General features: G+C 69.9%; 23 protein-coding genes. 16 read left to right on the top strand and 7 right to left on the bottom strand.

Features of this window, described 5'->3' with window-relative positions; genetic code table 11:
- Positions 1-89: 89 nt before the first annotated feature.
- The 6 genes from ACFC3F_RS08600 to ACFC3F_RS08575 are packed head-to-tail and all read right to left on the bottom strand — an operon-like array spanning position 90 to position 6,706.
- Positions 90-641, bottom strand: a complete 552-nt coding sequence (locus ACFC3F_RS08600) for a DUF1992 domain-containing protein (RefSeq protein WP_376128533.1) — start codon at positions 639-641, stop codon at positions 90-92.
- Positions 638-1,582 carry an oxygenase MpaB family protein gene (locus ACFC3F_RS08595; RefSeq protein ID WP_376128531.1) on the bottom strand — a complete coding sequence of 315 codons (945 nt, stop codon included), beginning with the start codon at positions 1,580-1,582 and terminating at the stop codon, positions 638-640. Before ACFC3F_RS08595 ends, ACFC3F_RS08600 begins: the two co-directional genes overlap by 4 nt.
- A gap of 19 nt (positions 1,583-1,601) precedes the next feature.
- Positions 1,602-2,546: a carbohydrate ABC transporter permease gene (locus ACFC3F_RS08590; protein WP_376128529.1), complete on the bottom strand. Its 945-nt coding sequence runs from the start codon at positions 2,544-2,546 to the stop codon at positions 1,602-1,604.
- Entirely contained in the window at positions 2,533-3,447 is a 915-nt protein-coding gene (locus ACFC3F_RS08585; RefSeq protein ID WP_376128527.1) for a carbohydrate ABC transporter permease, read from the bottom strand. The genes ACFC3F_RS08590 and ACFC3F_RS08585 overlap by 14 nt, the downstream gene beginning before the upstream one ends.
- 55 nt (positions 3,448-3,502) lie before the next feature.
- Positions 3,503-4,795, bottom strand: coding sequence for an ABC transporter substrate-binding protein (locus ACFC3F_RS08580; RefSeq protein ID WP_376128525.1), 1,293 nt, complete (start codon positions 4,793-4,795; stop codon positions 3,503-3,505).
- 27 nt (positions 4,796-4,822) lie between these two features.
- The gene (locus ACFC3F_RS08575) at positions 4,823-6,706 is read right to left on the bottom strand and encodes a glycoside hydrolase family 127 protein (protein WP_376128523.1); all 1,884 of its coding nucleotides are present in this window, start codon (positions 6,704-6,706) and stop codon (positions 4,823-4,825) included.
- Between the two features lie 180 nt (positions 6,707-6,886).
- On the opposite strand from ACFC3F_RS08575, the gene ACFC3F_RS08570 reads away from it, so the two are divergent.
- On the top strand, positions 6,887-7,891 hold the full coding sequence (locus ACFC3F_RS08570) for a LacI family DNA-binding transcriptional regulator (protein ID WP_376128521.1): 1,005 nt from the start codon (positions 6,887-6,889) through the stop codon (positions 7,889-7,891).
- A 37-nt stretch (positions 7,892-7,928) separates the two neighbouring features.
- On the opposite strand, the gene ACFC3F_RS08565 is transcribed toward ACFC3F_RS08570, so the two are convergent.
- Positions 7,929-9,047 carry an aminotransferase class V-fold PLP-dependent enzyme gene (locus tag ACFC3F_RS08565; protein ID WP_376128519.1) on the bottom strand — a complete coding sequence of 373 codons (1,119 nt, stop codon included), beginning with the start codon at positions 9,045-9,047 and terminating at the stop codon, positions 7,929-7,931.
- A gap of 107 nt (positions 9,048-9,154) precedes the next feature.
- On the opposite strand from ACFC3F_RS08565, the gene ACFC3F_RS08560 reads away from it, so the two are divergent.
- The 15 genes from ACFC3F_RS08560 (at position 9,155) to ACFC3F_RS08490 (ending at position 26,564) form a co-directional block, all read left to right on the top strand.
- Positions 9,155-10,852, top strand: a complete 1,698-nt coding sequence (locus ACFC3F_RS08560; protein ID WP_376128517.1) for an ABC transporter substrate-binding protein — start codon at positions 9,155-9,157, stop codon at positions 10,850-10,852.
- A 2-nt stretch (positions 10,853-10,854) separates the two neighbouring features.
- Positions 10,855-11,829 (top strand): ABC transporter permease, encoded by a 975-nt coding sequence (locus ACFC3F_RS08555; protein ID WP_376128515.1) that lies wholly within the window; start codon positions 10,855-10,857, stop codon positions 11,827-11,829.
- A complete protein-coding gene (locus ACFC3F_RS08550) occupies positions 11,826-12,824 on the top strand; it encodes an ABC transporter permease (protein ID WP_376128514.1) in 999 nt (332 codons plus the stop codon). Before ACFC3F_RS08555 ends, ACFC3F_RS08550 begins: the two co-directional genes overlap by 4 nt.
- Positions 12,821-13,705 carry an ABC transporter ATP-binding protein gene (locus tag ACFC3F_RS08545; RefSeq protein ID WP_376128512.1) on the top strand — a complete coding sequence of 295 codons (885 nt, stop codon included), beginning with the start codon at positions 12,821-12,823 and terminating at the stop codon, positions 13,703-13,705. Before ACFC3F_RS08550 ends, ACFC3F_RS08545 begins: the two co-directional genes overlap by 4 nt.
- A complete protein-coding gene (locus ACFC3F_RS08540) occupies positions 13,702-14,577 on the top strand; it encodes an ATP-binding cassette domain-containing protein (RefSeq protein WP_376128510.1) in 876 nt (291 codons plus the stop codon). The genes ACFC3F_RS08545 and ACFC3F_RS08540 overlap by 4 nt, the downstream gene beginning before the upstream one ends.
- Entirely contained in the window at positions 14,574-15,857 is a 1,284-nt protein-coding gene (locus ACFC3F_RS08535) for an alpha/beta fold hydrolase (RefSeq protein WP_376128508.1), read from the top strand. The genes ACFC3F_RS08540 and ACFC3F_RS08535 overlap by 4 nt, the downstream gene beginning before the upstream one ends.
- Positions 15,854-17,299, top strand: a complete 1,446-nt coding sequence (locus tag ACFC3F_RS08530; protein WP_376128506.1) for an aminopeptidase P family protein — start codon at positions 15,854-15,856, stop codon at positions 17,297-17,299. Before ACFC3F_RS08535 ends, ACFC3F_RS08530 begins: the two co-directional genes overlap by 4 nt.
- Entirely contained in the window at positions 17,266-19,998 is a 2,733-nt protein-coding gene (locus ACFC3F_RS08525; protein WP_376128504.1) for a beta-L-arabinofuranosidase domain-containing protein, read from the top strand. The genes ACFC3F_RS08530 and ACFC3F_RS08525 overlap by 34 nt, the downstream gene beginning before the upstream one ends.
- A 64-nt stretch (positions 19,999-20,062) precedes the next feature.
- The gene (locus tag ACFC3F_RS08520) at positions 20,063-20,968 is read left to right on the top strand and encodes a dihydrodipicolinate synthase family protein (RefSeq protein WP_376128502.1); all 906 of its coding nucleotides are present in this window, start codon (positions 20,063-20,065) and stop codon (positions 20,966-20,968) included.
- Between the two features lie 26 nt (positions 20,969-20,994).
- Entirely contained in the window at positions 20,995-21,996 is a 1,002-nt protein-coding gene (locus tag ACFC3F_RS08515) for a proline racemase family protein (RefSeq protein ID WP_376128501.1), read from the top strand.
- Positions 21,993-22,964 carry an ornithine cyclodeaminase family protein gene (locus ACFC3F_RS08510; protein ID WP_376128499.1) on the top strand — a complete coding sequence of 324 codons (972 nt, stop codon included), beginning with the start codon at positions 21,993-21,995 and terminating at the stop codon, positions 22,962-22,964. Before ACFC3F_RS08515 ends, ACFC3F_RS08510 begins: the two co-directional genes overlap by 4 nt.
- A gap of 1 nt (position 22,965) precedes the next feature.
- Positions 22,966-23,673 carry a GntR family transcriptional regulator gene (locus ACFC3F_RS08505; RefSeq protein ID WP_376128497.1) on the top strand — a complete coding sequence of 236 codons (708 nt, stop codon included), beginning with the start codon at positions 22,966-22,968 and terminating at the stop codon, positions 23,671-23,673.
- Positions 23,670-24,836 carry an NAD(P)/FAD-dependent oxidoreductase gene (locus tag ACFC3F_RS08500; protein ID WP_376128495.1) on the top strand — a complete coding sequence of 389 codons (1,167 nt, stop codon included), beginning with the start codon at positions 23,670-23,672 and terminating at the stop codon, positions 24,834-24,836. The genes ACFC3F_RS08505 and ACFC3F_RS08500 overlap by 4 nt, the downstream gene beginning before the upstream one ends.
- A complete protein-coding gene (locus ACFC3F_RS08495; RefSeq protein ID WP_376128493.1) occupies positions 24,833-25,114 on the top strand; it encodes a (2Fe-2S)-binding protein in 282 nt (93 codons plus the stop codon). Before ACFC3F_RS08500 ends, ACFC3F_RS08495 begins: the two co-directional genes overlap by 4 nt.
- On the top strand, positions 25,107-26,564 hold the full coding sequence (locus tag ACFC3F_RS08490; protein ID WP_376128491.1) for an FAD-dependent oxidoreductase: 1,458 nt from the start codon (positions 25,107-25,109) through the stop codon (positions 26,562-26,564). Before ACFC3F_RS08495 ends, ACFC3F_RS08490 begins: the two co-directional genes overlap by 8 nt.
- Positions 26,565-26,568 lie beyond the last annotated feature (4 nt).

Here is a 26,568-nt window from a genome sequence, read left to right as displayed (position 1 = left end):
GGGCGGGACGGCGGCACAGCGGCGCGGCGGGACGGCGGCGCGGCGGGACGGCGGCGCGGCGGGACGGCGCGCGGCGGGCGCGGCGGAGGTCACCGGCGCCGACGGCGTCGCCGCGGCGGGGGCGCGGCATCGGGCTCCGGCTCGGCCGTTGTGCGCCGCTCGCGCCATGCGCGCAGTTCGGCGTCGACGTCGCGCGTGGGCGTCACGACGGGCGGCCCGCCGAGCAGCTGGCGCCGGGCTTCGACGACGCGACGGTTGAAGTCCTCGACGTACTCCCGGGCGTCGTGCTCGTTCGCGAGGGCGTCGATGCGCTGAGCGAACTCGGCGTGCTCGACGCGCAGCGAGAGCGCGGGCGGTCCGAGGCCCGTGAGCTGCTCGTGCTCGATCTTGCGGCGGATCCACCAGTCGGCGTCGTGGTGCGCCCCGAGTCCGCGGATGGGCTTTCCCGCTCCGGGTAGGTTGTCGAAGTCGCCGCGGCGGATGGCCTGCTGGATCGCCGTCTCGACGTACGCCGCGCGATCGAGCGTGCTCGAGCCGGTGGGCGAGCGCGGAACCTCATCGGATGCCGCGGGCTCGGGCGGCTCCGCCGCGTCGCGCTCCTGTCGGTAGCGCGCCGCTGTGAGCCGCGGGTCCTCGCTCACGGGCGGCCTCGCGGCGTGGCCGGCGTCACCGGCCCGGACGTCGTGGCGAGGCGGCGCAGGCGTTCGCGCGCGAAGTCCTGCGCGCGCGGCCCCGACCCCAGCGCACGGGCGGAGATCGCCAGCACGACGCGCGTGAGGGTGATGACGGGGAACGGTGACCGGCGCAGGCCGAGCAGCTTCCGGTACCGGTGGGGCAGGCTCGCCACGGCGGCGGCGAACAGCACGCGATACGCGATGCGCATCGACCCTCGAAACGGGATGCCGCGCAGGAACCGCACGACGTCGTCGACGCGTTCGTCGCGGCGCAGCTCGTGGCGGTCCAGGTATCCGTCGAGGCGTCGGCGCAGCTCGGCCTCGGATTCGGGCGGGTCGGCGACGTGCATGAGGCGTCCGGCCGTCGCCCACTCGCGGACGTACGCGTCGGGGCCGCCCGGGATGGGACCGCCCCACAGTTCGTGCGCGCCGAGGAACGCCTCGGTGAAGGCGAGGTGCACCCACTCGACGAGATCCGCGTCCGACGCCGAGTACGCGCGGGGGCCGCTCGCCGACTCGAACGTGCCGCTCACGCGCTCGTGCATGCGCCCGACGCGGGCGGTCTCGCGTTGCGCCTGCTCGGTCGAGCCGTAGGTCACGCAGATGATCCACCGCACGGTGCCGGCGAGGCGTCCGATCGGGTCTTCGCGATAGCGGGAGTAGTCGTGCACTCCGGCCATCGCGCCGGGGTTCAGAGCCTGGATGAGCAGCGCGCGGATGCCCGCGACGAACGTGCCGAGTCCGGCGTGCACGGTCCACACGGCACCGCCGTCGGCGAAGTAGCCGTCATCGTCGCCTGCCGCGAGGGCACGCACCCATGGCGGGGTGCCGTCGGGGTGGCCCGACAAAGCCGTGAGCAGTCGCGCGCGCAGGGGTGCACGGCGCGGGGGAGCGGCATCCGAACTCATCACTCCAGCGTGCCACGCCTCACTTCGCAGCTCCTGCGAAGATGCCGTTGACGTAGTGACGCTGCAGCAGGAAGAAGATGATGAGGCAGGGCACCATCGACACGACGACACCCGCGTCGAGCAGTCCCCAGTCGACCGTGCCGAACCGGCCGATCTGATTGCTCTGCAGCACGACGGGCAGCGTGAACTTGTTCTGGTCGGTCAGCAGCACGAGCGCCGCGAGGAACTCGTTCCACGCGTTGAGGAACGCGAAGATCGCCGAGGTCACGATTCCGGGGACGACCAGCGGAAGGAACACCCGCAGCAGACTCGTCCATCGCGTGCAGCCATCGATCAGCGATGCCTCTTCGATCTCGTCGGGGATCGCGGCGAACGAGTTCCGCATGATGAAGACGCAGAACGGCAGTTGGTAGGTCGTGTAGACCAGCACGACACCCAGCAGCGAGTTGAACAATCCGAGTTCGCGCAGCACGACGCTGATGGGGGTCAGCAGCACCGTGAACGGGATCATCATGCCGGCGAGGATCACGGCGAACACGACTCCGGATCCGCGGAACCGATAGCGTGCCAGGCCGTACCCGGCGAGGACCGAGAGCGCAACCGCGAGCGCGACGGTGCCGCCCGCGACGACGAGACTGTTCAGGATGCCGCGCAGCACGCCCTCGCCCGGATCGAACATGCGCTCCCACGCGTCGAACGAGATCTCCGTCGGAAGAAGGGTCGGCGGACGCTGCCTGAGCTCTTCGGGCGACTTGAGGCTGCCCGTGAGGGTCGTCACGAGCGGCAGCAGGAAGAGGGCGGCCAGGAGCAGGCCTCCGACCCACCACCACACGCCCGCTCCCGAGCGACGGGTACGGGTCCAGCGGCGCACGTCGCCGCCTCGGCGGATGCCGCGGTCGGTGGTGAGCGTGGCCGTGGCGAGCTCGGCTGCGGTTTCGTCGCGCTCGGTGTCACGAACGGCCACGGTCGCCTCCTCTCAGGAGCCGGATCTGCAGGGCCGAGACGACGACCAGCAGCACGAGCATGATGACCGACAGCGCAGCGCCGTAGCCGAGCTCGAACTTCGTGAACGAGATGTTGTAGATCCAGTAGACGGCGGTGACCGTCTCGTTGTCGGGGCGACCCTTCGTGATGAGGAAGAACTGTTCGAACGCGAGCAGCGATCCCGCGACCGAGAAGACCAGCACCAGGATCACGGTCGGGCGCATGAGCGGCAGCACGACGCTGAAGAGGCGACGCCACCATCCGGCGCCGTCGAGCTGAGCCGCCTCCAGCACGTCCTCGGGCACGCCGTTCAGGCCGCCGAGCAGGAGGATCATCTGGAAGCCGACGACCTTCCACGTCACCATGACGCACACATTGATCAGGCCCGGCCAGGTCTGCGTCGTCCACGCGACCTGATCCAGCGGCATCCCCAGCGCCGCAGTGATCGCTGCGACGGGTCCCGCCGTCGGATCGATGAACCACAGCCACAGGAAGCTCGCCGCGGCGAAGCCGATGACGTACGGCGTGAAGAACACGGTGCGGAAGAACGCACTGCCACGGCTCGATCGACGGATGAACAGGGCCAGGGCGAACCCGAGCACGAACAGCACGGGCGTGATGATGAGGGTGTACAGCAGCGTGAACCCGAGCGAGCCGAGGAAGGTGGTGTCGGTCGTGAACGCGCGCACGTAGTTGTCGAGGCCGATGAACCGCGGCTCGCCCAGGAGTGGCCAGCGATGCAGGCTCATCCACAGCATGAGGACGACCGGAACGACGAACAGCGCCGTGGTCAGGGTGAGCGCCGGCACCGTGGCGAGAAAGCCCGTCCACGCCAGCCGGGTGCGGAGCCGAGTGCTCGGCGGGGTGACCGCTCGCGTCATGGTGAATCCTTCGGGATGACGGTGGGGACCGCGCGAGGCGGTCCCCACCGTGCCGTTACTGTCCGGGTTCGTCGACGATCTGCTGTGCGGTGCGCTGCGCCGCTTCGGCCGCGGCGGGCACGTCGCTGCCGAACACGCCGGCCTGCATGAGGCTCACCCAGGGGCCGTTCGGGTCGCTGAACAGGGCGTTGAAGGCGACCGTGTAGGGCACGCGTCCCTCGAGGGTCGCGGCGGCGAGAGCGGCCCACTCCGGGCCCTTCGCGCTGTACACGCTGTCGTAGAGGTCCGTTCGCACCGGAGTGAACCCGTCCTCGGCGAGATGGGTCTGCGCGTCGTCGCCCGTGACCCACTCGATGAACGACCACGCGGCATCCGGGTCGGGGGATCCGGCCGGGATCGCGAGCACGTCACCGCCCGCGAACGATGCCCCTTCGCCCGCCGTCTTGCCCGGCAGCGTCGCGACGCCGACCTCGAAGTCGGGAGGCGTGCTCTGCAGCTGGCTCAGGTAGAACGAGCCGCTGGCGACCATGCCGAGCATGCCGCTGTCGAACGAACCGCCGTAGTTCTCGCCTCCGTCGACCTGGCTCGCCGTCGTGATGCCGCCACCGGCGACCATGCCGTTGAGCAGCTCGACGAACTCGACCACGACGGGATCGTCGAAGGTCGCCTCGGGGTTCAGGGATCCGCTCGCGGAGTCGATCGGGTCTCCGCCGGCGGCCCAGATCATCGGGTTGAGCGCGAATGCGGCGCATCCGCCACAGCCTGCTGAGAAGTGGTAGCCCTCGTAGTCGGGGCCCAGGGCGCCGATCGCGTTGGCAGCGGCGGCGAACTCGTCCCACGTCTGCGGGGGAGTCTCGGGATCGAGGCCGGCCTGCGTGAACAGGTCCTTGTTGTAGAACAGCACGGAGGAATCGGCCGTGAACGGCACCGTGAAGTTGCGACCCTCGTACGTGCCAGCGTCCAGCTGACCTTCGAGCAGGTCGCCGGCGTAGGGGAGTGCGCCGATCTGATCGGTGACGTCCTGGAAGGCGTCCGCTGCGATGAAGAAGGGCGCCTTGACGACGTCGATCGCGACGACGTCGGGGCTGTCGCCCGCGCTGATCGCCGAGCCGAGCTTCTGCTGGACCTCGCTGTTGGGGATCGCGGTGACCTCGACGGTCGTACCGGGATTGGCGTCTTCGTACTGTTTCGCGAGGTCGCGCATGTAGGACTCGCCGTCGGTGCGCGTCCAGACCGTGAGGGTCGAGGAGTCGCCGTCCCCGCCGTCGCTGCCACAGCCGGCGAGCGTCGCCGCCGCCACGGCCACGACGCCGACGACAGCGGCGCGTCGTGCGATGTGCTTGTGCATGTGATGGGTTCCTTTCTGGGGTGGAAATCAGGAGTCGGCCGGGAGCCAGACCCGCATCGCGTCGACGCCGTTGTTGCCCCACGTCGCGTAGGGTCGCAGGACGAGATCGGCACGCTTCGCCGGTGCAGCGGGAGCGTGGGTGCTGTACAGCGGCGCGTCGTCGGGGATCGGCACGACGCCGACGGCAACGCGCGCCAGAGGGCCGATCTCGGTCGATACCTCGAGCGCGGTGACGATCGAGTCGGGCGACAGCTGCGCCGCGTCGACGTCGATGTCGTTGTCGCCCTGCTCGGCGCAGTAGACGACCGGTCCCCGCGAGATGGCGACACTGCCCCGCAGGGCGTCGGCACGGCGGTGCGGATGCCGCACGTCGAACGTCATCGGCAGCTCGAGATCGATCACGGCGCCGTCGCGCAGCGCGTCCTCGAGCGCGATCCAGCCCTCACCGACGGACGCGGCGCGCGGTGCGCCGTCGACCAGTACGGACACCCCTGACGGATGCGCCCATGCGGGAACGCGCAGGCGCAGCGTCGTGCCGGGGGCATCCCCGGCGACGGTCACCGAGACGGCGCCCGTCGCGGGGTAGTCGGTGCGCACCGTCAGGGTCGCCTCGCCGTAGCTCACCGATGCGGGCAGATAGTGGGCGATGTCGATGGCGCCTGCGCCGGCGGCGCCGACGTAGTGCTCGAGCGATCCGAATGTGCGCATCAGGTTCGGCGGGCAGCACGCGCACGAGAACCACGACAGCCGCTCGGACGATTCCTCCTGGCGACTCGCGACGTGCTCACGCCGCCGCTGCAGGGGGTTGCTGTAGGTGAACGTGTCGCCGCTGTCCGAGATGCCGGCCAAGACGACGTTGTGCAGCGCGATCTCTCCGGTGTCGAGATACCGCGCCTCGCCTGTCGCGAGGTACATGCGCCATGCCCAGCCGAAGAGGGCGATGCCCGCGCACGTCTCGCTGTAGGCGCGATCCGCGGGCAGCTCGAAGCCCGCGCCGAACGCCTCGTCCTGATGGCGCGATCCCGTGCCGCCGGTGATGTAGATGCGGCGCGAGACCATGTCGTCCCACTGCACGCGCATCGCCGCGAGCGCATCGCGGTCTCCGCCTTCCAGGTACAGGTCGGTGACCCCCTGGTTGAGATAGAGCGCGCGCACGGCGTGGCCGCGCATCGTCGTCGTCGACAGGACGGGCAGGTCGTCCTGATAGTAGGGGGCCCCGTACACGCCTTCGCCGATGAAGCCCGAGCCGCGGCGGCGGAGGAAGCTCTCGGCGAGGCGGAGCGCGGCAGCATCCCCCGTCGTGCGATACATCTCGATGAGCGCCGTCTCGATGAGCGGATGCCCGCAGTACTCGACGCGGTCGTCGGCGCCGAACAGTTCGTCGACGAGCGCGACGAACCGCTGCGACACGCGCATCAGGCGGTCATCGCCCAGAGCGCGTTGCGCTGCGACGGCGGCCTGGATGAGGTGACCGAGGCAGTACAGCTCATGCCCGTGCACGAAGTTGCTCCACGGCTCCCGGTCCGGATGGTCCTGATAGGCCGAATCGAGGTAGCCGTCGGCGCGTTGCGCGCGCTCGAGGAGAGAGATGGTGTCGTCGAAGAACGTCCGCAGCTGCGCGTCATCGGCGCGCCCGAGTTCCCACGCGACCGCCTCGAGCATCTTGTAGACGTCGGAGTCTGCGAACAGCTGCCCGCGGAACGGCGCATCGGACTCTCCGGTCAGCCGGCGGAGGTTGTCGAGGTTTCCCTGCGATTCCAGCTCTCGGATGCCGTGGGGCAGCGAGGTCCTGCGGTTGCGTGCGTGCCAATCGGCCAGCCGGCCCGAGGCCGTGCTGTCGGCGGGAAGCGCCGTGCGAAGCCCGTGCGTGCCGTTTCCGATGGGCCCGCGGGCGAGAGGAGAGTGCGGCATCCGTGCCCTTTCGATCTCTGTGCACGACGACGTGCGATGTGCTGCAATGGGACGCTACAGCAGACCGAAAGCGGTTTCAAGAGTTTCGCGCAGAGTGATCTATGCCCTTGTCTTCCAGGGCGATACTGTGGAAATCATGAGATCGGGGTTTTCGCCGCTGCCACACTCAGGCTTCGCGTGGTGATCCCGCGCAAGCCGCGGCTGGCCGACGTCGCCGCGCTCGCGGGTGTGTCGATGGCGACGGCGTCGAAGGCGCTCAACGGGCGCGACGAGGTCGCGGCGGGCACACGCGCGCGCGTCCACGAGGCCGCCGCTCAGCTCTCGTTCGAAGGAAACTCGATCGCCCGAAGCCTCTCGACGGGGCGCATGGGTGCGGTGGGCCTGCTGACATCCGACCTCGAAGGCCGCTTCAGCCTTCCGATCCTCATGGGCGCCGAAGACGCGTTCGGCGCGGAGGAGACGGCGATTCTGCTGAGCGATGCGCGAGGGGACCGTGTGCGTGAGAAGCGCCATATCCGTGCGCTCATTCCGCGCGTCGACGCGCTGCTGGTCGTGGGCAGCCGCACCGATGCGCGTCGATCTCTCGGGGACCTGCCGATGCCCGTCGTGTACGTCTACACGCCGTCCGATGATCCGGCCGACTGCTCGCTGACGCCCGACAACGTCGACGGCGGCCGACTCGCGGCACGCCACCTGCTCATGACGGGGCGCCGGCGCCTGCTCCACATCACCGGCCCGCCCGCCGATGCGGCCGCGACGGACCGGGCGCAGGGAATCGACGAAGTGCTCGCGACCGGTTCGTCCGGTGCGCGACTGTCCCTGCGCACCGAGTACGGCGAGTGGACGGAGCGGTGGGGGCGCTCCGCGACGCAGTTCGCCCTGCGCGACGGCATCGACTTCGATGCGATCCTGTGCGACTCGGACCAGATCGCCCGCGGTGCGCTGGATGCGCTGCTCGTGGCGGGCCGCCGCGTGCCCGAGGATGTCGCACTCATCGGCTACGACAACTGGGAGCTCATCGTCGCCGACACCAGTCCGCCGATCTCGAGCATCGACATGAACCTCGAGGCGATGGGTCAACGCGCCGCGCAGCTGCTCACCGCCGCGATCGCCGGCGTCGATCTTCCCGCCGGGCCGCAGCTGATGCCGTGCCGGGTCGTGGCGAGGGGTTCGACTCTGAGCTGAGCGGATGAGCGCGGTTCCGGCCGCGCTCCCTCACGCGTCAGGACAGCAGAACGGATGCCGCGGTCTCGATGTCGTCGAGTGTCGTCGTCGCGTGCACCGAGAGCCGGATGCGGTCGGGCCCGTGCAGCGTCGTGGTGATGCCGGCATCCGCGAGTCTCCGCCGACGTTCTCCGGCAGAGCCGTCGCCCCATCGCGCCACGACGATGCCGGCGCGATCCGACGCCGCGGCGGGCGAGACGACATCGGCGCCTCCCGCGCGCAAGCGGTCGTCGAGCGCCGTGACGCGCGCGGACACCAGGCGCTCGATCTCGGGCACGCCGACGTCGGTGACGAGCCCCAGAGCCGCCGAGAGCACGTGAGCGGATGCCGGCGAGCCGTTGGTCACGCGCATGTGCTGCGCGCCCGCGGCGAGCGGGTGCCGCCGGCCGTCGTAGCTCGTCGGCCGCTCGACGGCCGTCCAGCCGCTCAGGCGCGGAGCAAGACGTGTGCGGGCGCGCTCGGATACGGCGACGAATCCCGTGCCCCACCCCGCGCGCAGCCACTTCTGCCCGCCCGCGACGACGACGTCGGCGAGATGCCACGGCAGATCGACGACGCCCGCAGCCTGGATCGCGTCGACGATGAGCAGCCGGTCGCCGATCGTTTCGCGCAGACCCGCGAGGTCGGCGCGCCATCCCGTGCGGAAATCGACGGCACTGACGGCGACGGCTGTCGTGCTCGGGCGCAGCGCCGCAGCGACACGTTCGGGTGTCACGGGTGCCGTGAGGCGGGCGCCCGGCATGTCGCGCACGCGCAGGATGCCGAGTTCCTCGGCGCGCCACCAGGGGTAGAGATTCGCGGGGAACTCGCCTCGCGAGACGAGCACCTCGGCCCCGCGCAGCGCGAAAGCCGTGTGGAACAGGCCGAGCGACGTGTTCGGGATGAGCGCGATGTCGTCGGCCGCGAAGCCCGTGAGTCGGGACACTGCGACGCGTGCTGCGGCGTCTTCGGACGCTTCATCGACATCTCCCATGGTCATGCGAGACCAGTACGCGGCAGCGGCCTGCGCCGTGGAGCGCGCGGGCGGGCCCGAACGGGCGAAGTCGAGGTGCCCGGGGCATGGCTCGAACGCGGCCAGGTAGCTCGCGATGGTGGGGGAGGGTTCCGAATCGGGCACGCCGTAAAGATAACAATCTGACAGTGCAGTTGTACATTGCACCGTCATGTTGTTTCATGGTCCGAGTCACTCGACGCAAGGAAGCAAGAGAAAGGGATGGTCCACCCATGGACACCAGGAAGAAGGCCGCCGGGCTGCTCGCCGCAGGCGTGACGGCGGCGTTGCTGCTGACGAGCTGCGCCGGCGGAGGCTCGGCCCCCGAGCAGTCATCCGGCGCCACCGGTGAGGCCCAGCCGGGCGGCACCGTCCACATGCTGCAGAACACCGACTTCTCCTACCTCGACCCCGCTCGCGGCTGGGACGGCGGCGTGAACGCTTTCTATCGCCTGCTCTACCGCGGTCTGACGATGCAGGCCGCCGGAGACGCGGAGGACCCCAACGCGATCGTCGCCGACCTCGCCGAGTCGCTCGGCGAGGCATCCGAGGACGGCCTGACGTGGACCTACACGCTGAAGGACGACCTGGCCTTCGACAACGGCGACCCCATCACCTCGGCCGAGGTCAAGTTCGGCGTCTCCCGCGCGTGGGACCCTCAGATCGGCATCGGCTCGCCGTACCTCAAGAACGTCATCGACGCTCCCGAGGACTACCAGGGCCCGTACGTGTCGGGTGACCTGCCGACGATCGAGACTCCCGACGACAAGACGATCGTCTTCCACCTCAAGGAGCCGTTCCCCGAGTTCGACAACGTGCTCGCACAGGCCAACGCCGCGCCGTTCCCGGTCGGCACGGGCGGCGGCGACGAGTTCATCAACGACGTCATCGCATCGGGTCCGTACACGCTGGAAAGCTACACGCCCGGCAGCACCATCAAGCTCGTGCGCAACGAGCACTGGAACGCCGACACCGACGACGTGCGCAAGGCGTACCCCGACGCGTGGCAGTTCGACATCGGCATCGACCCCGGCACGATCGACGAGCGCATGATCGCCGGCCAGGGTGCTGACGTCAACGCGATCTCGAGCAAGCTCAGCGCCGCCGTGCTTCCGCGCATCCAGACGCCCGAGCTGCAGGAGCGTGCCGTTCCGGCGCCGGCCTATTGCACGACGTACATGTCGCTGAACACCACGAAGGAGCCGTTCACCGACGTCCGCGTCCGCCAGGCGGTCAACTTCGCGCTCGACCGCTCGGCGCTGCAGAACGCTTCGGGCGGCAACCAGCTCGCAGACCCGGCCACGACGATCATTCCGCCGTCGGTCAGCGGACACAAGGAGTTCGACCTGTACCCGGGCGTCGACGGCGCGGGCAACATCGATGAAGCCACGGCGCTCCTGGAAGAGGCCGGCCTCGCCGACGGGTTCGAGTTCACGCTCGACATCCGCACCACCCCGCTCGCTCAGGCGCAGGCTGAGGCCGTGCAAGAGGCGCTGGCGAAGGCCGGCATCACGGTCAAGCTCAACGTCATCGACGCGGCGATCTACTACGAGACCATCGCGACGCCCTCGCAGCAGAACGATGCCGCGATCACCGGCTGGTGCCCCGACTGGGCCTCCAGCGCGAGCACCTTCATCCCGCCGCTGTTCGACGGAGCCATGATCACCGAGAAGGGCAACCAGAACCTCGCGCAGATCGACGATGCGGATGTCAACGCCCGCATCGCCGAGATCCAGGCGATGACCGACGTCGACGCCGCGAAGCAGGCCTGGGGCGAGCTCGACGAGCAGATCATGCAGCTCGCGCCGATCGCACCGCTCGTGTTCGAGAACGCGATCTTCCTGCCCGGCTCGAACATCGCCGGGTACTACCCCAGCACGAGCATGACCGACCTGACGATCATCGGTCTGAAGGATCCCTCGAAGGGCTGAGGATGACCTTCAGTCCGACCAATCTCGAGGTCGAAGCCACGCCGGGCGGCGACCCAGTGCTCGAAGAGTCACTGGAGTCGCCCCCGGCCTCTGGCCGGCGGCTCCTCCGAGGGTTTCTCACCGATATCCGCGCGCTCCTCTCGCTCGGCTACATCGCGCTGATCCTGCTCATGGCGATCTTCGCGCCGCTGATCGTCGCGATCAGCGGCTGGGGGCCGTACGAGTTCGACCAGACAGCCATCGATCCGAACATGGGCGCGATCCCGATCGGTCCGCTCGGCGGCATCAGTGCCGAGCACTGGTTCGGCGTCGAGCCCGGCAGCGGCCGGGACATCTTCGCCCGCATCGTCTACGGTGCACGCGTCTCGATGACGGTTGCGCTCTCGGCGACCCTGCTGACGACCATCCTCGGCACCGTGTTCGGACTGCTCGCGGGTTACTTCGGCGGCTGGGTCGACAACGTCATCTCCCGCGTCATGGAGTTCCTCATGGCGTTCCCCGCGCTCATCTTCATGATCGCGATCCTCTCCGCGCTTCCCGCGGACAACCGTGTGGTGCTCCTCGTCGTGGTCATCTCGCTCTTCGGCTGGCCGTACCTCGCGCGCATCGTGCGATCACAGACGCTGTCGTTGAAAGAGCGCGAGTTCGTCGAATCGGCCCGCGCGTCCGGTGCCGGCGGCGTCGCGATCATCTTCCGCGAGATCCTGCCCAACCTCATGTCGACGATCGTCGTCATGTCGACGCTCGCCGTTCCGGGCTACATCGGAACCGAGGCGGGACTGTCGTTCCTCGGTGTCGGAGTCGTGCCGCCCACGCCGAGCTGGGGCCAGATGATCGCCGCGGCGGCACCGTGGTACGCCGTCGACCCGATGTACTTCATCATCCCGGGCACGTTCCTGTTCCTGCTCGTGCTGTCCTTCACGACGCTCGGTGATCGCATCCGTGCGCTCGTCGGCAACACCGAGGTGCGCGCATGACCCGGATGATCCTCTCCCGTGCAGCCGGCATGGTGCTCGTGCTGTTCCTGGTGACGCTGTTCACCTATGTCATCTTCTTCGTGCTCTCGCCCGACCCCGCGGTGCAGATCTGCGGGAAGAACTGCACCCCCGAGCGCATCGACCAGATCCGGGCGAACCTCGGAATCGACCAGCCCTTCTGGACCCAGTTCCTCGGCTATGTCGGCGGTCTGTTCGCGGGACGCGAGTTCGAAGTGGCCGGAGCGGTCATCTCGTGCCCCGCGCCGTGCCTGGGCTACTCGTTCCAGACCGGCCAGCTCGTCAACGACATGATCGTGCAGCGGCTGCCGATCTCGGCGACGATCGCGATCGGTGCGGCCGTCCTGTGGCTGGTCGGCGGCGTGATCGGGGGCGTGCTCAGCGCGGCCAAGGAGGGCAGGTTCACCGACCGGTTCTTCGCCGCACTGACTCTGGGCGGCATGTCGGTTCCGAACTACGTGCTCGCGCTGCTCCTGCAGTTCGTGCTCGTCGTCGCGCTCGGATGGCTGCCCTTCCCGCAGGCGGTGCCCTTCGCCGCAGATCCGGTGCAGTGGTTCCTCAACTTCCTCATGCCGTGGATCGTGCTCGCGGTCGGCTACGCCGCCGTCTACACGCGCCTCACACGTGCGAACGTCATCGATACGCTGCAGGAGAACTTCGTGCGCACAGCGCGCGCGAAGGGTCTCAGCCCCGCACTCGTGTGGCGACGCCATGCGCTGCGTCCCGCGCTGACCCCGATCGTCACGATCTTCGGCATGGATGTCGCGGGCCTGCTCGGAGGCGCGGTGATCACCGAGAAGGTGTTCGGTCTCAACGGGGTCGGAAAGCTCACGGCCGATTCGATCGCGGCGAACGACCAGCCGGTGATCATGGCGGTCACGCTGCTGTCGGCGTTCTTCGTGATCATCGGCAACTTCGTCGTCGACCTGCTCTACACGGCGATCGATCCGCGTGTCCGAACGGCTGCACGCGCATGACCGGGGGAACGATGCACCAGACGGATGCCGGCGAGCTGCTGCGCGTCGAAGGTCTCACCGTGGAGTTCCGCACGGCCGGGGGCGCTGCGCGCGTCGTCGACTCGCTGGACTTCACCGTTCCCCGCGGGGGAGCCCTCGGGATCGTGGGTGAGTCCGGTTCGGGCAAGTCGATGACGAGCCTGGCGATCATGGGACTGCTTCCCAAGGGCGGCTCGGCGAGCGGCTCGATCCGCTTCGATGGGCAGGAGCTGCTGACGCTCCCGGAACGCGCGATGCGTCGCGTGCGGGGCGATCGGATCGCGATGATCTTCCAGGACCCGTTGTCGTCGCTGAACCCGTACTACACCGTCGGCACGCAGATCGCCGAGGCGTACCGCTCGCACCGCTCCGGGGTGTCGGCCCGGGCGGCGAAGAAGGTCGCGATCGAAGCCATGGAGCGCGTGCACATCCACGACGCCGCGCGGCGCGTCGATCACTACCCGCATCAGTTCTCCGGCGGCATGCGCCAGCGCATCATGATCGCCATGGCGCTCAGCATGGAGCCCGAGCTGATCATCGCCGACGAGCCGACGACGGCGCTCGACGTCACGGTGCAGGCGCAGATCCTGGACCTGCTCGCCGAGATCCGTCGCGACACGGGCGCCGGACTCATCCTCATCACGCACGACCTCGCCGTCGTGAGCGAAGTGACCGACAGCATCGTGGTCATGCGCAACGGCGAGCTCATCGAGCGGGGCGCGGTGGAGACGGTGTTCAGCGATCCTCAGCGCGAGTACACGCGGCGACTGCTGGATGCCGTGCCGCGCATCGACGACGAGATCGGCGAGTTGCGCACCACATCGGCGACGCCGGTCGCGACCCCTGAGGAGGGACAGCGATGACAAGCACGACGCCCCTGTGCCGGGCAACGGCGCTGGTCAAGGAATTCCCCGGTCACTCGGGCCTGTTCTCCCGCTCGCGACCGTTCCGCGCCGTCGACGACGTGTCGCTCGAGGTGCACCGCGGCGAGACCCTCGCGCTCGTCGGCGAATCGGGCTCGGGCAAGTCGACGACGGCGCGGATCGTGGCGCGCCTCATGGAGCCGACGTCGGGCACGATCGAGTTCGAGGGGCGCGATGTCACGCGGCTCACGGGCCGCGCGCTGCACGAATTCCGCAGCGATGTGCAGGTGATCTTCCAGGATCCGTACTCGTCGCTGAACCCGCGGCACACCGTCGAGACTCTCGTGACGGCGCCCTTGCGATACCAGAAGCGCCGGGTTCCGGGCGGTGCCCGCGCCTTCACCCGGGCGCTCATGGAGCGCGTGGGACTCAATCCCGACCACTCCGGCCGATATCCGGCGCAGTTCTCGGGCGGACAGGCCCAGCGCATCGGCATCGCCCGGGCTCTCGCCGTCGGACCGAAACTCGTCATCTGCGACGAAGCGGTGTCGGCGCTCGACGTCTCAGTGCAGGCGCAGGTCATCAACCTGCTGCGGACGCTGCAGCGCGACGAGGGGTTCGGCTACCTCTTCATCGCGCACGACCTCGCCGTCGTGCGTCAGATCGCGACGCGCGTCGCCGTCATGAGTCGCGGGCGCATCGTCGAGCAGGGCGAGCGCGACGAGTTGTTCACGAACCCGCGAGACGAGTACACCCGCACGCTGCTGGCTGCGGTTCCCCGGATCAATCCGGAATGGGATCGCAGACGCCGTGCGGCCGAAGCGGCTCGCCGAGCGGTGTCGCCCCGAACCGAAGGAGCATCGAGCGCGTGACCACGTCCTACCATCTGCCCGGCATCCACGTCACTGAAACAGAGGTCGCGGTACCGCTGGATTGGAGCACCCCCGAGGGTGAGCAGATCACGGTCTTCGTGCGCGAGCTCGTCGACCCGGATCGGGTGAACGACGACCTGCCGCTGCTGACGTATCTGCAGGGCGGGCCGGGTGGCGCCAACCCCCGGCCGCTTCGCCGCGACGGGTGGATCGACGAGGCGCTGCGGACCTATCGGGTCGTGCTCGTCGATCAGCGCGGCACCGGCCGCAGCCATCCGCTCGAGGCGGTCGATGTCGAGGGGATGAGCGCGGAAGCGGGCGCCGATCTGCTCGCGCTCTTCCGCGCCGATTCGATCGTGCGCGATCTCGAGCACGTGCGTGCGACGCGGTACGGCGGGCGACGGTGGGCCACGCTCGGACAGAGCTTCGGCGGCTTCCTGACCCTCACCTACCTCTCGACGGCGCCGCAGGGTCTCACCGCCAGCTACGTATGCGGCGGCATCCCGGGCACCCCGCCGCGCGCCGACGAGGTGTATGCGCGCACGTTCGATCGGGTCGCCGACAAGACGCGCGAGCTGTACCGCCGCTTCCCCGGCGATGCCGCAGTGGTCGCGCAGATCGCCGACCGATTGACCGACGGCGATGTCACGCTGCCCGACGGGGACGCGCTCACAGTGCATCGCTTCCAGTCGCTCGGCACCGACCTCGGCATGAAGCCGGGGCACGAACGCCTCCACTGGCTCATCGAGAAGGCGTTCGCTCGTCCGGGTCGCCTCTCGTCGGGCTTCCTGCAGGACGTCATGACGCTCACCTCCAGCGCGAACAGCGCTCTGTTCTGGACGCTGCAGGAGTCGATCTACGGCGATCCGTCCAGCGGTGCATCCGCATGGTCGGCGCAGCGCGCACGCGAGAGTCGTCCGGAGTTCGGACCGGAACGCCGCCCGCTGCTGTTCACGGGCGAGATGGCCTTCCCCTGGATGTTCGACGAGGTTCGGCTGCTCCGCGGCTTCCGCGACGCCGTGCACGTGCTCGCCGAGCGCACGCGGTGGAGCCCGCTCTACGACGCCGACCGCCTCGCGGCGAACGAGGTCCCCCTCGCCGCGGCGGTCTACTTCGACGACATGTTCGTCGACGCGCACCTGCAGCTGGACACGCTGTCGCGGATCGGTGCATCCCAGTACTGGGTGACCAACGAATTCGAACACGATGGGATCGGATCCGGCCGCACGTTCACGACGCTGCGCGAGATGGTCCGAGACCGAGGAGGAGAGCAGTCATGACCGCCCCCGAAGCGACGACGCGTCCGCCCTACGCCGGAACCCGGTATCCGCGCCTCGCGCAGGTGCCTGCCTTCACGCGCTTCGTCGAGCAGGCATGGGACGACGTCGCCGTCCACCCTGATCTGCCCGACGGCACGGCTGCGGCGGCAGCGGTGCACCGTGCGCGGCTGAGTGCTGCCCTTCCCGGTCAGACGCTGGTCGCCGCGGCCGGCAGCGCGCCCATCCGCAACGACGACGCCGCGTACGGCTTCCGCGCCGACAGCAGCTTCGTGTGGCTCACCGGCTGCCAGGTCGAAGGTGCCGTCCTGGTCATGTGGGCGACCCGCGGCGGGCATGACAGCGTGCTCTACCTGCCTCGCCCCTACCGGCCGGGAGATACCGGCTTCTTCGCGGACGCCGCACACGGCGAGCTCTGGGTCGGCCCGAGTGCGGGTCTGCCGGAGTGGGCTGATGCCCTCGGGATCACCGTCGAGCCGCTCGAAGCGCTCGAACCCCGCCACGCCGGACTGCGCGGTGCGCAGGCGGCGCGGTCGGCGGCCGCGCTCGCCACATCCGTCGGCGCGACCGTCTCCAGCGAGCTCGAGCGCACGCTGTCGCAGCTGCGCATGGTGAAGGACGACTGGGAGATCGGACAGCTGCGTCTGGCTGTGGACGCGACGGTCACCGGCTTCGCCGCGACCGTCGCGGAGGTCCCGCGCGCGATCCGCGACGGGCTCGGCGAGCGCTGGCTGCAGGGGACGTTCGATCGGCATGCGCGCACCTTCGGCAACGGTCCGGGGTATTCGACCATCGTCGGGTCCGGACCGCACGCGCCGATCCTGCACTGGGTGCGCTGCGACGGGCCGATCCTGCCCGACGCCGCACTGCTGCTGGATATGGGCGTCGAAGCGCGTTCGCTCTACACCGCCGACGTCACCCGCACCGTGCCGGCCGGCGGCAGCTTCAGCGCGCCGCAGCGCGCCGTGCACGACCTCGTCGAGAAGGCGCACCGGGCGGGGCTCGACCTCATCCGCCCGGGCACGCCCTATCTCGACTTCCACTTCGCCGCGATGGAGGTCATCGCGCAGGGCCTCCACGACTGGGATCTGCTGCCCGTGTCGGTGGACGAAGCGCTCTCGCCCGATGGCCAGCAGCACCGCCGCTACCTCGCATGCGGAATCGGCCACCACCTCGGTCTCGACGTGCACGACTGCAGTCAGGCGCACTACGAGGACTACATGGGTGCGGACCTGGAGCCGGGTGTCGTCATGACCGTGGAACCGGGTCTGTATTTCCACGCGCACGATCTCACGCTGCCGCCCGAATTGCGGGGGATCGGCGTGCGCCTGGAAGACGATGTGCTCGTCACACCGACCGGTTCCGAGGTGCTCTCCGCAGGACTGCCGATCGACGCCGAGGGCGTCGAACGGTGGACGCGCGCGCAGCTCGGCGCATCGTCGTGACGACGTCGCCGAGCCGCAGCATCCGGGAATTCCCACTCGCCGACGTGACGCTGCTCGAGGGCAGCGTGTTCGTCCGCGCGAGGGACGAGATGCTGCATCTCGCTCGCACGTATCCGATCGACCGTCTCCTCGCGGTGTTCCGGGCCAATGCCGGGCTGGACACCCGTGGTGCCGCCGCACCCGGTGCCTGGGAGGACTTCGGCCACCCCGACGAGCAGCCGTGGAGCGAGCACGACTATCCCGGCCGCGAGGGCGCTCCGACGGCGAACCTGCTGCGCGGACACTACGCCGGTCACTTCCTGTCGATGCTGTCGTTCGCCGCGGCCGGTGAGGGGGACCAGGCGCTGCGAGCGAAGGTCGACGAGATGGTGGCCGGGCTGGCCGAGGTGCAGCAGGCGCTCGCCGCGACCGGCCGGTTCTCGCATCCCGGCTTTCTCGCGGCATACGGCGAATGGCAGTTCTCGCGGCTCGAGCACTTCGCCCCGTATGGCGAGATCTGGGCGCCGTACTACACGTGCCACAAGATCATGGCGGGGCTGCTCGACGCCCACGAACTGACCGGCAGCGGGCAGGCGCTCGAGGTCGTCACGGCGATGGGTCACTGGGTGCACGGCCGGCTCTCGCTGCTCGACGACACGCGCCGCCAGCGCATGTGGTCGCTGTACATCGCGGGCGAGTTCGGGGGGATGAACGAGACGATGGCGCGCTTGAGTGCGGTCGCCGACGAACCGCTCTTCCTCGAGACGGCGCGACTGTTCGACCAGAGCGATGTGCTCGATGCCGGCGCCGCGGGCGAGGACATCCTCGACGGGATGCACGCCAACCAGCACCTGCCGCAGCTCATCGGGTACGTGCACGAGTACGAACTGACCCGCGACCGGCGATACCTCGACGCCGCGATCGGCATGTGGAACCGCGTCGTGCCCGGTCGGATCTACGCGCATGGCGGCACGGGCGAGAGCGAGCTGTGGGGGCCGGCCGACGTGGTCGCCGGTGACATCGGCCATCGCAACGCCGAGACGTGTGCGACCTACAACCTGCTCAAGCTCGCGCGGCTGCTGTTCGCCCACACGCTGGATCCCGCCTACATGGAGTACTACGAGCGCGGCCTCCTCAACCACATCCTGGGTTCGCGCCGCGACGCCCGGTCGGACACGAGTCCGGAAGTCACCTACATGTTCCCCGTGCATCCGGGAGCCCTGCCCGAGTACGACAACATCGGCACGTGCTGCGGCGGGACGGGCCTGGAGAACCATGTGACCCACCAGAGCGCCGTCTTCTTCCGCGGCACGGGCTCCCGGCCGGAGCTGTGGGTCAACCTCTACACGCCCGCCGAGCTCCGGTGGCGCGAGCACGGAGTGACCGTGCGCATGGAGACCGACCTGCCCTTCGCCGGTCGCGTTCGCCTGCGGATGGAGCCGACGGATGCCGCGGGCGTGCCGGTCACGGTGCACGCGCGCATCCCCTCGTGGGTCATCGGCGAGCCGACGGCGCGTATCGCCGGTGAGGAGATCGCGCTCGCTGCGGGCGCCGGCGAGTATGCGACCGTGACGCGAACGTGGGCACCCGGCGACGAACTCGAGCTCGACCTGCCGATGGGACTGCGCGCGGCGGGGACGATCGACGATCCCCGGCTGCAGAACGTGAGCTTCGGGCCGTCGGTGCTCGTCGCGCGATCCGATGCCACGACGCTGCTCGACGTCGCTCTGCACAGCCGGCGAACGCTGCGAGGCACGATCCTGGCCGACGACCCGTCGCCCGCGGCCGCGCTCGAGCGCGATGGCGCGGTGCGCATCGGAGGTCTGCCCTTCACGCCCGTGTGGACCGGAGCCGACGAGCGATACCACATGTACGTCCGCGCCGACGACGAGACGATCGCCTTCGCGGGTGCCGACACGGGCGTCGCAGCCCGACGTCGCGCCGACGGCGGCAGCGTGCTCGACGACGTCTGGGCCGAGCCGGTGCCGACGACTCGACCGGCCTTCCTCGCACGCGTCATGGCCGCCGTCGAGCGGGGCTGCGCCGACGGAGTTCTCGGCGGATCCGAAGCCAAGACGGTGCTGCGCGCGGCCCTCGAGGCCGATCCGTTCGGCCCGGGACCCGAACCCGGCGAGAGCATCGCCGACGTCGAGGCCGCCCGCCGCGAGGTGCAGCTCGCCCTCGGGCGACTGGACGACGCCGCACCGTCGGCGCCCGCGGTCGAGCTGATCGTGCACCCGGATGCCGCGCCATCCGGGTGGCATCTGCAGCGGCCCAGCGTCGAGGTCAAAGTCCAGACCTGGGGCGAGGACGATGCCGATCCGGTCGTCGAGATGCGAATCGATGACGGGCCCTGGTCGCGGTACGACCGACCCGTCGTGCTGGATCGGGAGGGCACGATCCGGGTCGAGGCCCGCGCCGTCGCCTCGGGGCGCACGGGTGTCGCCGTCCGCACGCTCCACATCGACACGGTCGCGCCGGTCACCACCGCGACGGTCGCTCGACTCGGCGCCGCCGTCGAGATCACCTTCACCGCCCGAGATGACATGTCGGGGGTGGAGCGCATCCAGTGGCAAGGCGAGGGCACCTTCATCGCGACATTCCAGGAAGCGTTCGTCCGCGCGCTCGGCGACGAGGAGCAGGTGATCGTCTACACCGCGACCGATCGCGCGGGCAACGAGGAGCCTCGGCGCCGGCTCGTTCTCCCCTCACGGGAATGACGCTGGACTTCCCACCCTCCGGCGTACTAACATTGCAATTGTACCTAGCGGAAAAGGAACGCACATGACCGAACACAAGCCGTGGCACGGTGTCAACCTCGCCACCACGCTCCCCTTCAACTCCGACTTCTCGGTGGACCACGATGCCTATGCGGAGCTCATCCGCTTCACGACCGACAACGGCGTGACCGGCATCATCCCGAACGGGTCGCTCGGCGAGTACCAGACGCTCACCGAAGAGGAGCGTCGCCAGGTCTTCCTGACCGCTGTGGAGGCTGCCCCCGAGGGTGTCGTCGTCATCCCCGGTGTCGGTGCCTACGGGGCGCTGGAGAGCGTGCGCCTGACCGAGCACGCCGCCGAGCACGGCGCTCCCGCCGTCATGCTGCTGCCCCCCAACGCCTACCGCGCGAGCGACGAAGAGGTCATGGACCACTTCCGCCGCGTCGGCGCCGTGGGCCTGCCGATCCTCGCCTACAACAACCCGCTCGACACCAAGGTGGACCTGCGTCCCGACCTGCTCGCGCGCCTCTACGACGAGAACCTCATCGTGTCGGTCAAGGAGTTCTCGGGCGACGTCCGCAACTCGTTCGCGATCCGCGAGCTCGCTCCGGGCCTGGACATCTCGATCGGCACCGACGACGTCGTGTTCGAGCTCGGCATCAACGGCGCCCGCGGCTGGGTCGCCGGCTACCCCAACGCCATCCCGAAGACGACCGTCGAGCTCTACAACCTCTCGACGTCCGACGACCCGCAGGACTGGGTCAAGGCGCGCGAGATCTACCGCGACCTGCACCCGCTGCTGCGCTGGGACTCCAAGTCGCTGTTCGTCCAGGCGATCAAGCTCTCGCAGCAGGTCGCCGGTGTGCTGTCGAACATCACGACACGCCCGCCGCGTCTGGCGCTGCCCGAAGAGATCAACGCGCAGATCATCGCCGACACCGAAGCGGTCCTCGCCAAGGGCTACCGTTGATCCGAATCTGACCCCGAAGGACCATCATGCGTACGCAGCGTGTCTTCCACGCCGTCGACTCGCACACCGAGGGCATGCCCACCCGCGTCATCGTGGGCGGAGTGGGCATGCTCCCCGGGGCGACGATGGAGGAGCGCCGTCAGCGCTTCATGGCCGAGAACGACGACATCCGCACGTTCCTCATGAACGAGCCGCGGGGTCACTCCGCCATGAGCGGGGCGATCCTGCAGCCGCCGACGCGCCCTGACGCGGACTGGGGCGTGCTCTACATCGAGGTGTCGGGCTGCCTGCCCATGTGCGGGCACGGCACGATCGGCGTCGCGACGGTCCTGGTCGAGACGGGCATGGTCCCCGTCGTCGAGCCCGTCACGACGATCCGGCTCGACACCCCCGCGGGCCTCGTCGTCGCCGACGTCGCGGTCAAGGACGGGCACGCCGAGCGCGTGACGATCCGCAACGTCCCGTCGTTCGTCGTCGGGCTGGACCAGACCGTCGAGGTGCCCGGGCTCGGCACCGTGACGTACGACCTCGCGTTCGGCGGCAACTTCTACGCGATCGTCACGCTCGACAGCATCGGCCTGCCCTTCGAGCGCGCGCGCAAGGACGACCTGCTGCGTGCGGGCCTGGCGATCATGGCCGCCGTCGACGAGACGAACATGCCGGTGCATCCCGTCGATCCGACGATCCGCGGATGCCACCATGTCTATCTCGAGGCACCGGGTTCGACGGCGCAGCACTCGCGCCACGCCATGGCCATCCACCCGGGGTGGTTCGACCGGTCGCCCTGCGGCACCGGCACGAGCGCGCGCATGGCGCAGCTGCACGCCCGGGGGCTGCTGCCGCTGCACACCGACTTCATCAACGAGTCGTTCATCGGAACCTCGTTCACCGGCCGCCTCGTCGAGGAGGCCTCGGTCGCCGGCATCCCGGCGGTCATCCCCACGATCACCGGGCGCGCGTGGGTCACGGGCACGGCACAGTACATGCTCGACCCGTCCGATCCGTTCCCGAAGGGGTTCCAGCTGTGAAACTCGTAGATGCCGCCACGATCGATCGCACGCTCACCCGGCGAGACGCCGTCGCCGCGATCGAGGACGCCCTGCGCTCGGGCTGGGACATCGAGAACGACCACGAACGACTCTTCGCGCCGCTCGCCAAGGGCGAGTTCCTGCTCATGCCGTCGCAGTCGACGACGACGGCGGGAGTCAAGGTCGCCACGATCGCGCCCGAGAACACGTCGCTCGGGCTGCCGAAGATCCACGCCTGGTACCTGCTCTTCGACCGCGAGACGCTGCAGCCGATCGCGATGCTCGACGGTACGCGACTGACGACACTGCGCACGCCGGCGGCGACGACCGTCGCGATCGCCCACCTGCTGGCCGCTGCGCCGGGTGGTGCTCCCACCGCGCCCATCCATCTCGCCGTCATCGGCTCGGGGCCGCAGGCGATCGAGCACGTGCGGACGATCGCCGACACGGTGCCGGTCGGTCGCGTCTCGCTCATCGGACGCACCCCCGATCGTGTGGCGGCGGCCGTCGCCGAGCTTCGCGCCGACGGCCTGAACGCGGATGCCGCCGAGCAGGACGCCCTGCGCACGGCCGATGTCATCGTGACGGCGACATCGGCGACGACCCCCGTGGTCGACCTCGGCGATGTGCGTGAGGACGCCGTCGTCGCCGCGATCGGATCCCACGGCACCGAGAACCGCGAGCTCGGCGCCGACCTCGTGCGTGCCGCCGACCTCGTCGTCGAAGCGCGTGGCTCGGCCTTCCGCGAGAACGGCAACCTCGCCGGTGCGCGCAGCGACGAGGAATGGGCGTCGGGGGAGCAGCCGGTCGCCAACCTCGCCGACCTCGTGCGCGGCACTGTGCGCCGCCGGCCCGGTGCGCCCGCCGTCTACACCGGTGTCGGCATGGCGTGGGAAGATCTTGCCGTCGTAGAGAAGATCATGGAAGCTGTCGGCATCCGTGAGCAGCAGGGGTCAGAGGGGACATGAGATGAGCGTTTCCGAGCCCCGCAACGTCGTCCGTCTCAACAAGCAGCCGAGCATCCGCGACACGGTGACCCGTGCGCTGCGCTCGGCGATCATCAGCGGCGAGATGCAGCCGGGCCGCGTGTACTCCGCGCCCAGCCTCGGCGACGAGTTCGGCGTCTCGGCGACCCCCATCCGCGAGGCGATGCTCGACCTCACGCGCGAGGGGCTCGTCGTCGCACTGCCCAACCGGGGCTTCCAAGTGACCGAGGTCTCACCGCGCGATCTGCACGAGGTCACCGAGCTTCGTCTCATGCTCGAACCGCCGGCCATCGAACGGGCGACGCCGTTCGTGCCCGAGTCGGCCTTTCCCGCGCTGCGCGAGCAGTCCGCCGCGATCATCCGGGGCGCCGAATCGGGCGACCTCATCGACTATCTGACGGCCGACAGCGACTTCCACCTCGCGCTGCTGCAGTACGCGGGCAACAGTCGCCTCACCGAGCTCGTCGCCTCGCTGCGCTCGCAGACGCGTCTTTTCGGTCTCTCGGGTCTGCGCGAACAGGGGCACCTCGTCTCGTCGGCACGCGAGCACGACGCCATGCTCGACGCGATCGAGGCGCGCGACGCCGTACGGGCGCGCGAGCTCGTGCACGCGCACATCGAGCACGTCCTCACCGATTGGTCCGGCGACGGGCGCGGCGCGGATCACATCGGCACGGTGCCCGCGTCATGACGGCGGCCACCGCACGCGCTGACGTCCTCGTCGTCGGCGCGGGGATCATCGGCGCCGCCGTCGCCTACTTCGCGGCATCCGCGGGACTGTCGGTCACCGTCGTCGAGCGCGGGTCGATCGCGGCCGGGACGACGAGCCGCTGCGAGGGGAACCTGCTCGTCTCGGACAAAGAGGTCGGCCCCGAGCTCGAGCTGTCGCTCTATTCGCAGACGCTGTGGCGGGGCGAGCTCGCCGAGCACGCCGCGGATTGGGAGTTCGAGTCCAAGGGTGGACTCGTCGTCACCTCCAGCGCACGGGGCAAGACCGCGCTCGATGCCCTGTGCGTTCACCAGCGCGGACTCGGGATCCGCGTCGACGATGTGCCCGACACGGCCGGTCTGCGCGCGATCGAGCCGTATCTCAACCCCGAGATGGTCGGCGGGGCGTTCTATCCCGACGACGCGCAGGTGCAGCCGATCCTCGCGGCGCACCACCTGCTGCGACTCGCCCGCGATCGCGGTGCGCGCCTGCTGACTCACACCGAGGTCACCGGCATCCGTGTCGTGGGGGGTCGAGCCGTCGGCATCGAGACGGCAGCGGGTCGCATCGACGGCGGCGCCGTCGTGATCTGCGCCGGGCCGTGGAGCGGCGAGGTCGCCGCGCTCGCGGGCGTGCAGGTGCCGGTCATGCCGCGACGCGGCTTCGTGCTCGTGACCGAACCGGTGCCCGTCACGGTGTACCACAAGGTCTATTCGGCGTCGTACGTCGAGAACGTCGCGAGCTCCGACGCGGGCCTGCAGGTCTCGGCGGTCGTCGAGGGCACGCCGAGCGGCACGATCCTGATGGGCGCGAGCCGGGAGCGGGTCGGGTTCGACGCGTCGTTCTCGGCCGACGCGGTCGGCCTGGTCGCGCGCGCGGGCACCGAGCTGTTCCCCGTCCTCGCGGACGTGCAGATCATGCGCACCTATTCGGGCTTCCGCCCCTACTGCCCCGATCACCTGCCGATCATCGGCGAGGACGCACGGATGCCGGGACTCTGGCACGCGGCGGGACACGAGGGCGCCGGCATCGGTCTTTCGGTGGGGACGGCGAAGCTGCTCGTGCAGTCGCTGCGCGGTGAGACGACCGACATGTCGCTCGAGCCCTTCCGCCCGCACCGCTTCGATGAGAGGAGCGCGGCATGACCGGGCCCGAGCTCACTTTCGACGGCGTGCCCGTGCCCTTCCGCGAAGGGCAGACCGTGGGTGCCGCCCTCACGGCCGCGGGTATCTCGTCGTGGCGGTCGACCCGCGGTCGCGGCGAGCCGCGCGGGCTCTTCTGCGGTATCGGCGTGTGCTTCGACTGCCTGCTCACGGTCGACGACCGCCGCGCGCAGCGCGCGTGCGTCACACCCGCGTGCGACGGGCAGACCGTCCTGAGCGATGACCCGGCCCGGCCGCTTCCGGGAGCGAACCATGACTGACTCGAGCTTCGATCTCGCCGTCGTCGGGGCGGGGCCGGCCGGACTCTCGGCCGCGGTCTCCGCCGCCGAGCGGGGTCTGCGCGTCGCCCTCGTCGATGCGGGGGAGCAGACGGGCGGCCAGTACTGGCGCCACCCTGATGAGCGGCATCCCGCATCGTTCGAGCTGCCCGAATCGACCGGACACCACCACTGGGCCCACTACACCGCGCTGCGTGAGCGTCTGGGGCGCGCCGTCGCCGACGGTCGCATCACCCATGTCGCGGGGCGTCAGGTCTGGCGCGTCGACCGCGATGAGAGCTTCGTGCTGCGCACGACGGCCGTGGCGGGCACCGACACCGTGCCTCCCGCCGACCGCGCCGTGCGCGCACCGCGGATCGTGCTCGCGACGGGTGCCTACGACCGGCATTTGCCGATCCCGGGCTGGACGATGCCGGGCGTCATGGCGGCCGGCGGGGTGCAGGCGCTCCTGAAGGCGAACCAGGTCGCCGCGGGGCGACGCGCCGTCGTCGCCGGAACCGGGCCGTTCCTGCTCTCGGTCGCCGCCGGACTCGCCGAGGCCGGCGTCGAGGTCGTCGCGGTGTGCGATGCCAATGCGCTCTCGCGCTGGGCGCGTACCCCCTTCCGCGCCGTGCAGGAGCCCGGCAAGCTGCTCGAGGGAGTCGCGTACGCGGCGACGTTCCTCCGCAACCGCATTCCGCTGCGCACCCGCACGGTCGTGACCGCCGTCCGCGGCGAAGGCCGCGTGCGCGAGGCCGTGCTCGCCCGCGTCGACGCGCGCGGCCGCGTGCGCGCCGGCACGGAGCGCACGGTCGCGGCCGACCTCGTCGCGCTCGGCTGGGGATTCACACCGCAGCTCGAACTCGCGGTCGGACTCGGGCTCGCGACCCGCATCGACGTCGACGCGTCGCTCGTCGCCGAAGCCGATGCCGACCAGCGTTCGAGCGTCGACGGCGTCTATCTCGCCGGAGAGGTGACCGGCATCGGCGGGGCCGTGCAGTCGTGCGCCGAGGGCGAGCTCGCCGCGCTCACGGCGGCCGCCGACGCGGGTCGCCCGGACGACCCCCGCACGCGCCGCCGCCTGCGCCGCCGCATCTCGCGCGGTCGTCGCTTCGCCGTGGGGATGCACCGTGCTTCGCCCGTGCCCTCCGACTGGTCGACCTGGCTCGCGGACGACACCCTCGTGTGCCGCTGCGAAGAGGTCGATGCGGCCCAGGTGCGGGCGACCGTCCACTCGCTCGGCGCCGACGATGCCCGTGACGTGCGGGTGACGGCCCGACCGGGCATGGGCATGTGTCAGGGTCGGGTGTGCGGCTTCGCGCTCTCGTGCCTCGTCGGCGCGGAATCGGGCCGCGCCCCGGCCGCCGCCGACCTCGAACATCTCGCCAAGCGCCCCGTGGGGATCCCCCTGCGGGTCGCCGACCTCGCCGAAATCGCCGACGCAAAGGACTGAATCC

Origin of the sequence: Microbacterium sp. NPDC055910 (assembly GCF_042271185.1) — a bacterium.
Lineage (GTDB): Bacteria > Actinomycetota > Actinomycetes > Actinomycetales > Microbacteriaceae > Microbacterium.
The sequence above is the reverse complement of the archived record's forward strand: the minus strand, read 5'-3'. Positions and strand labels throughout refer to the sequence as shown.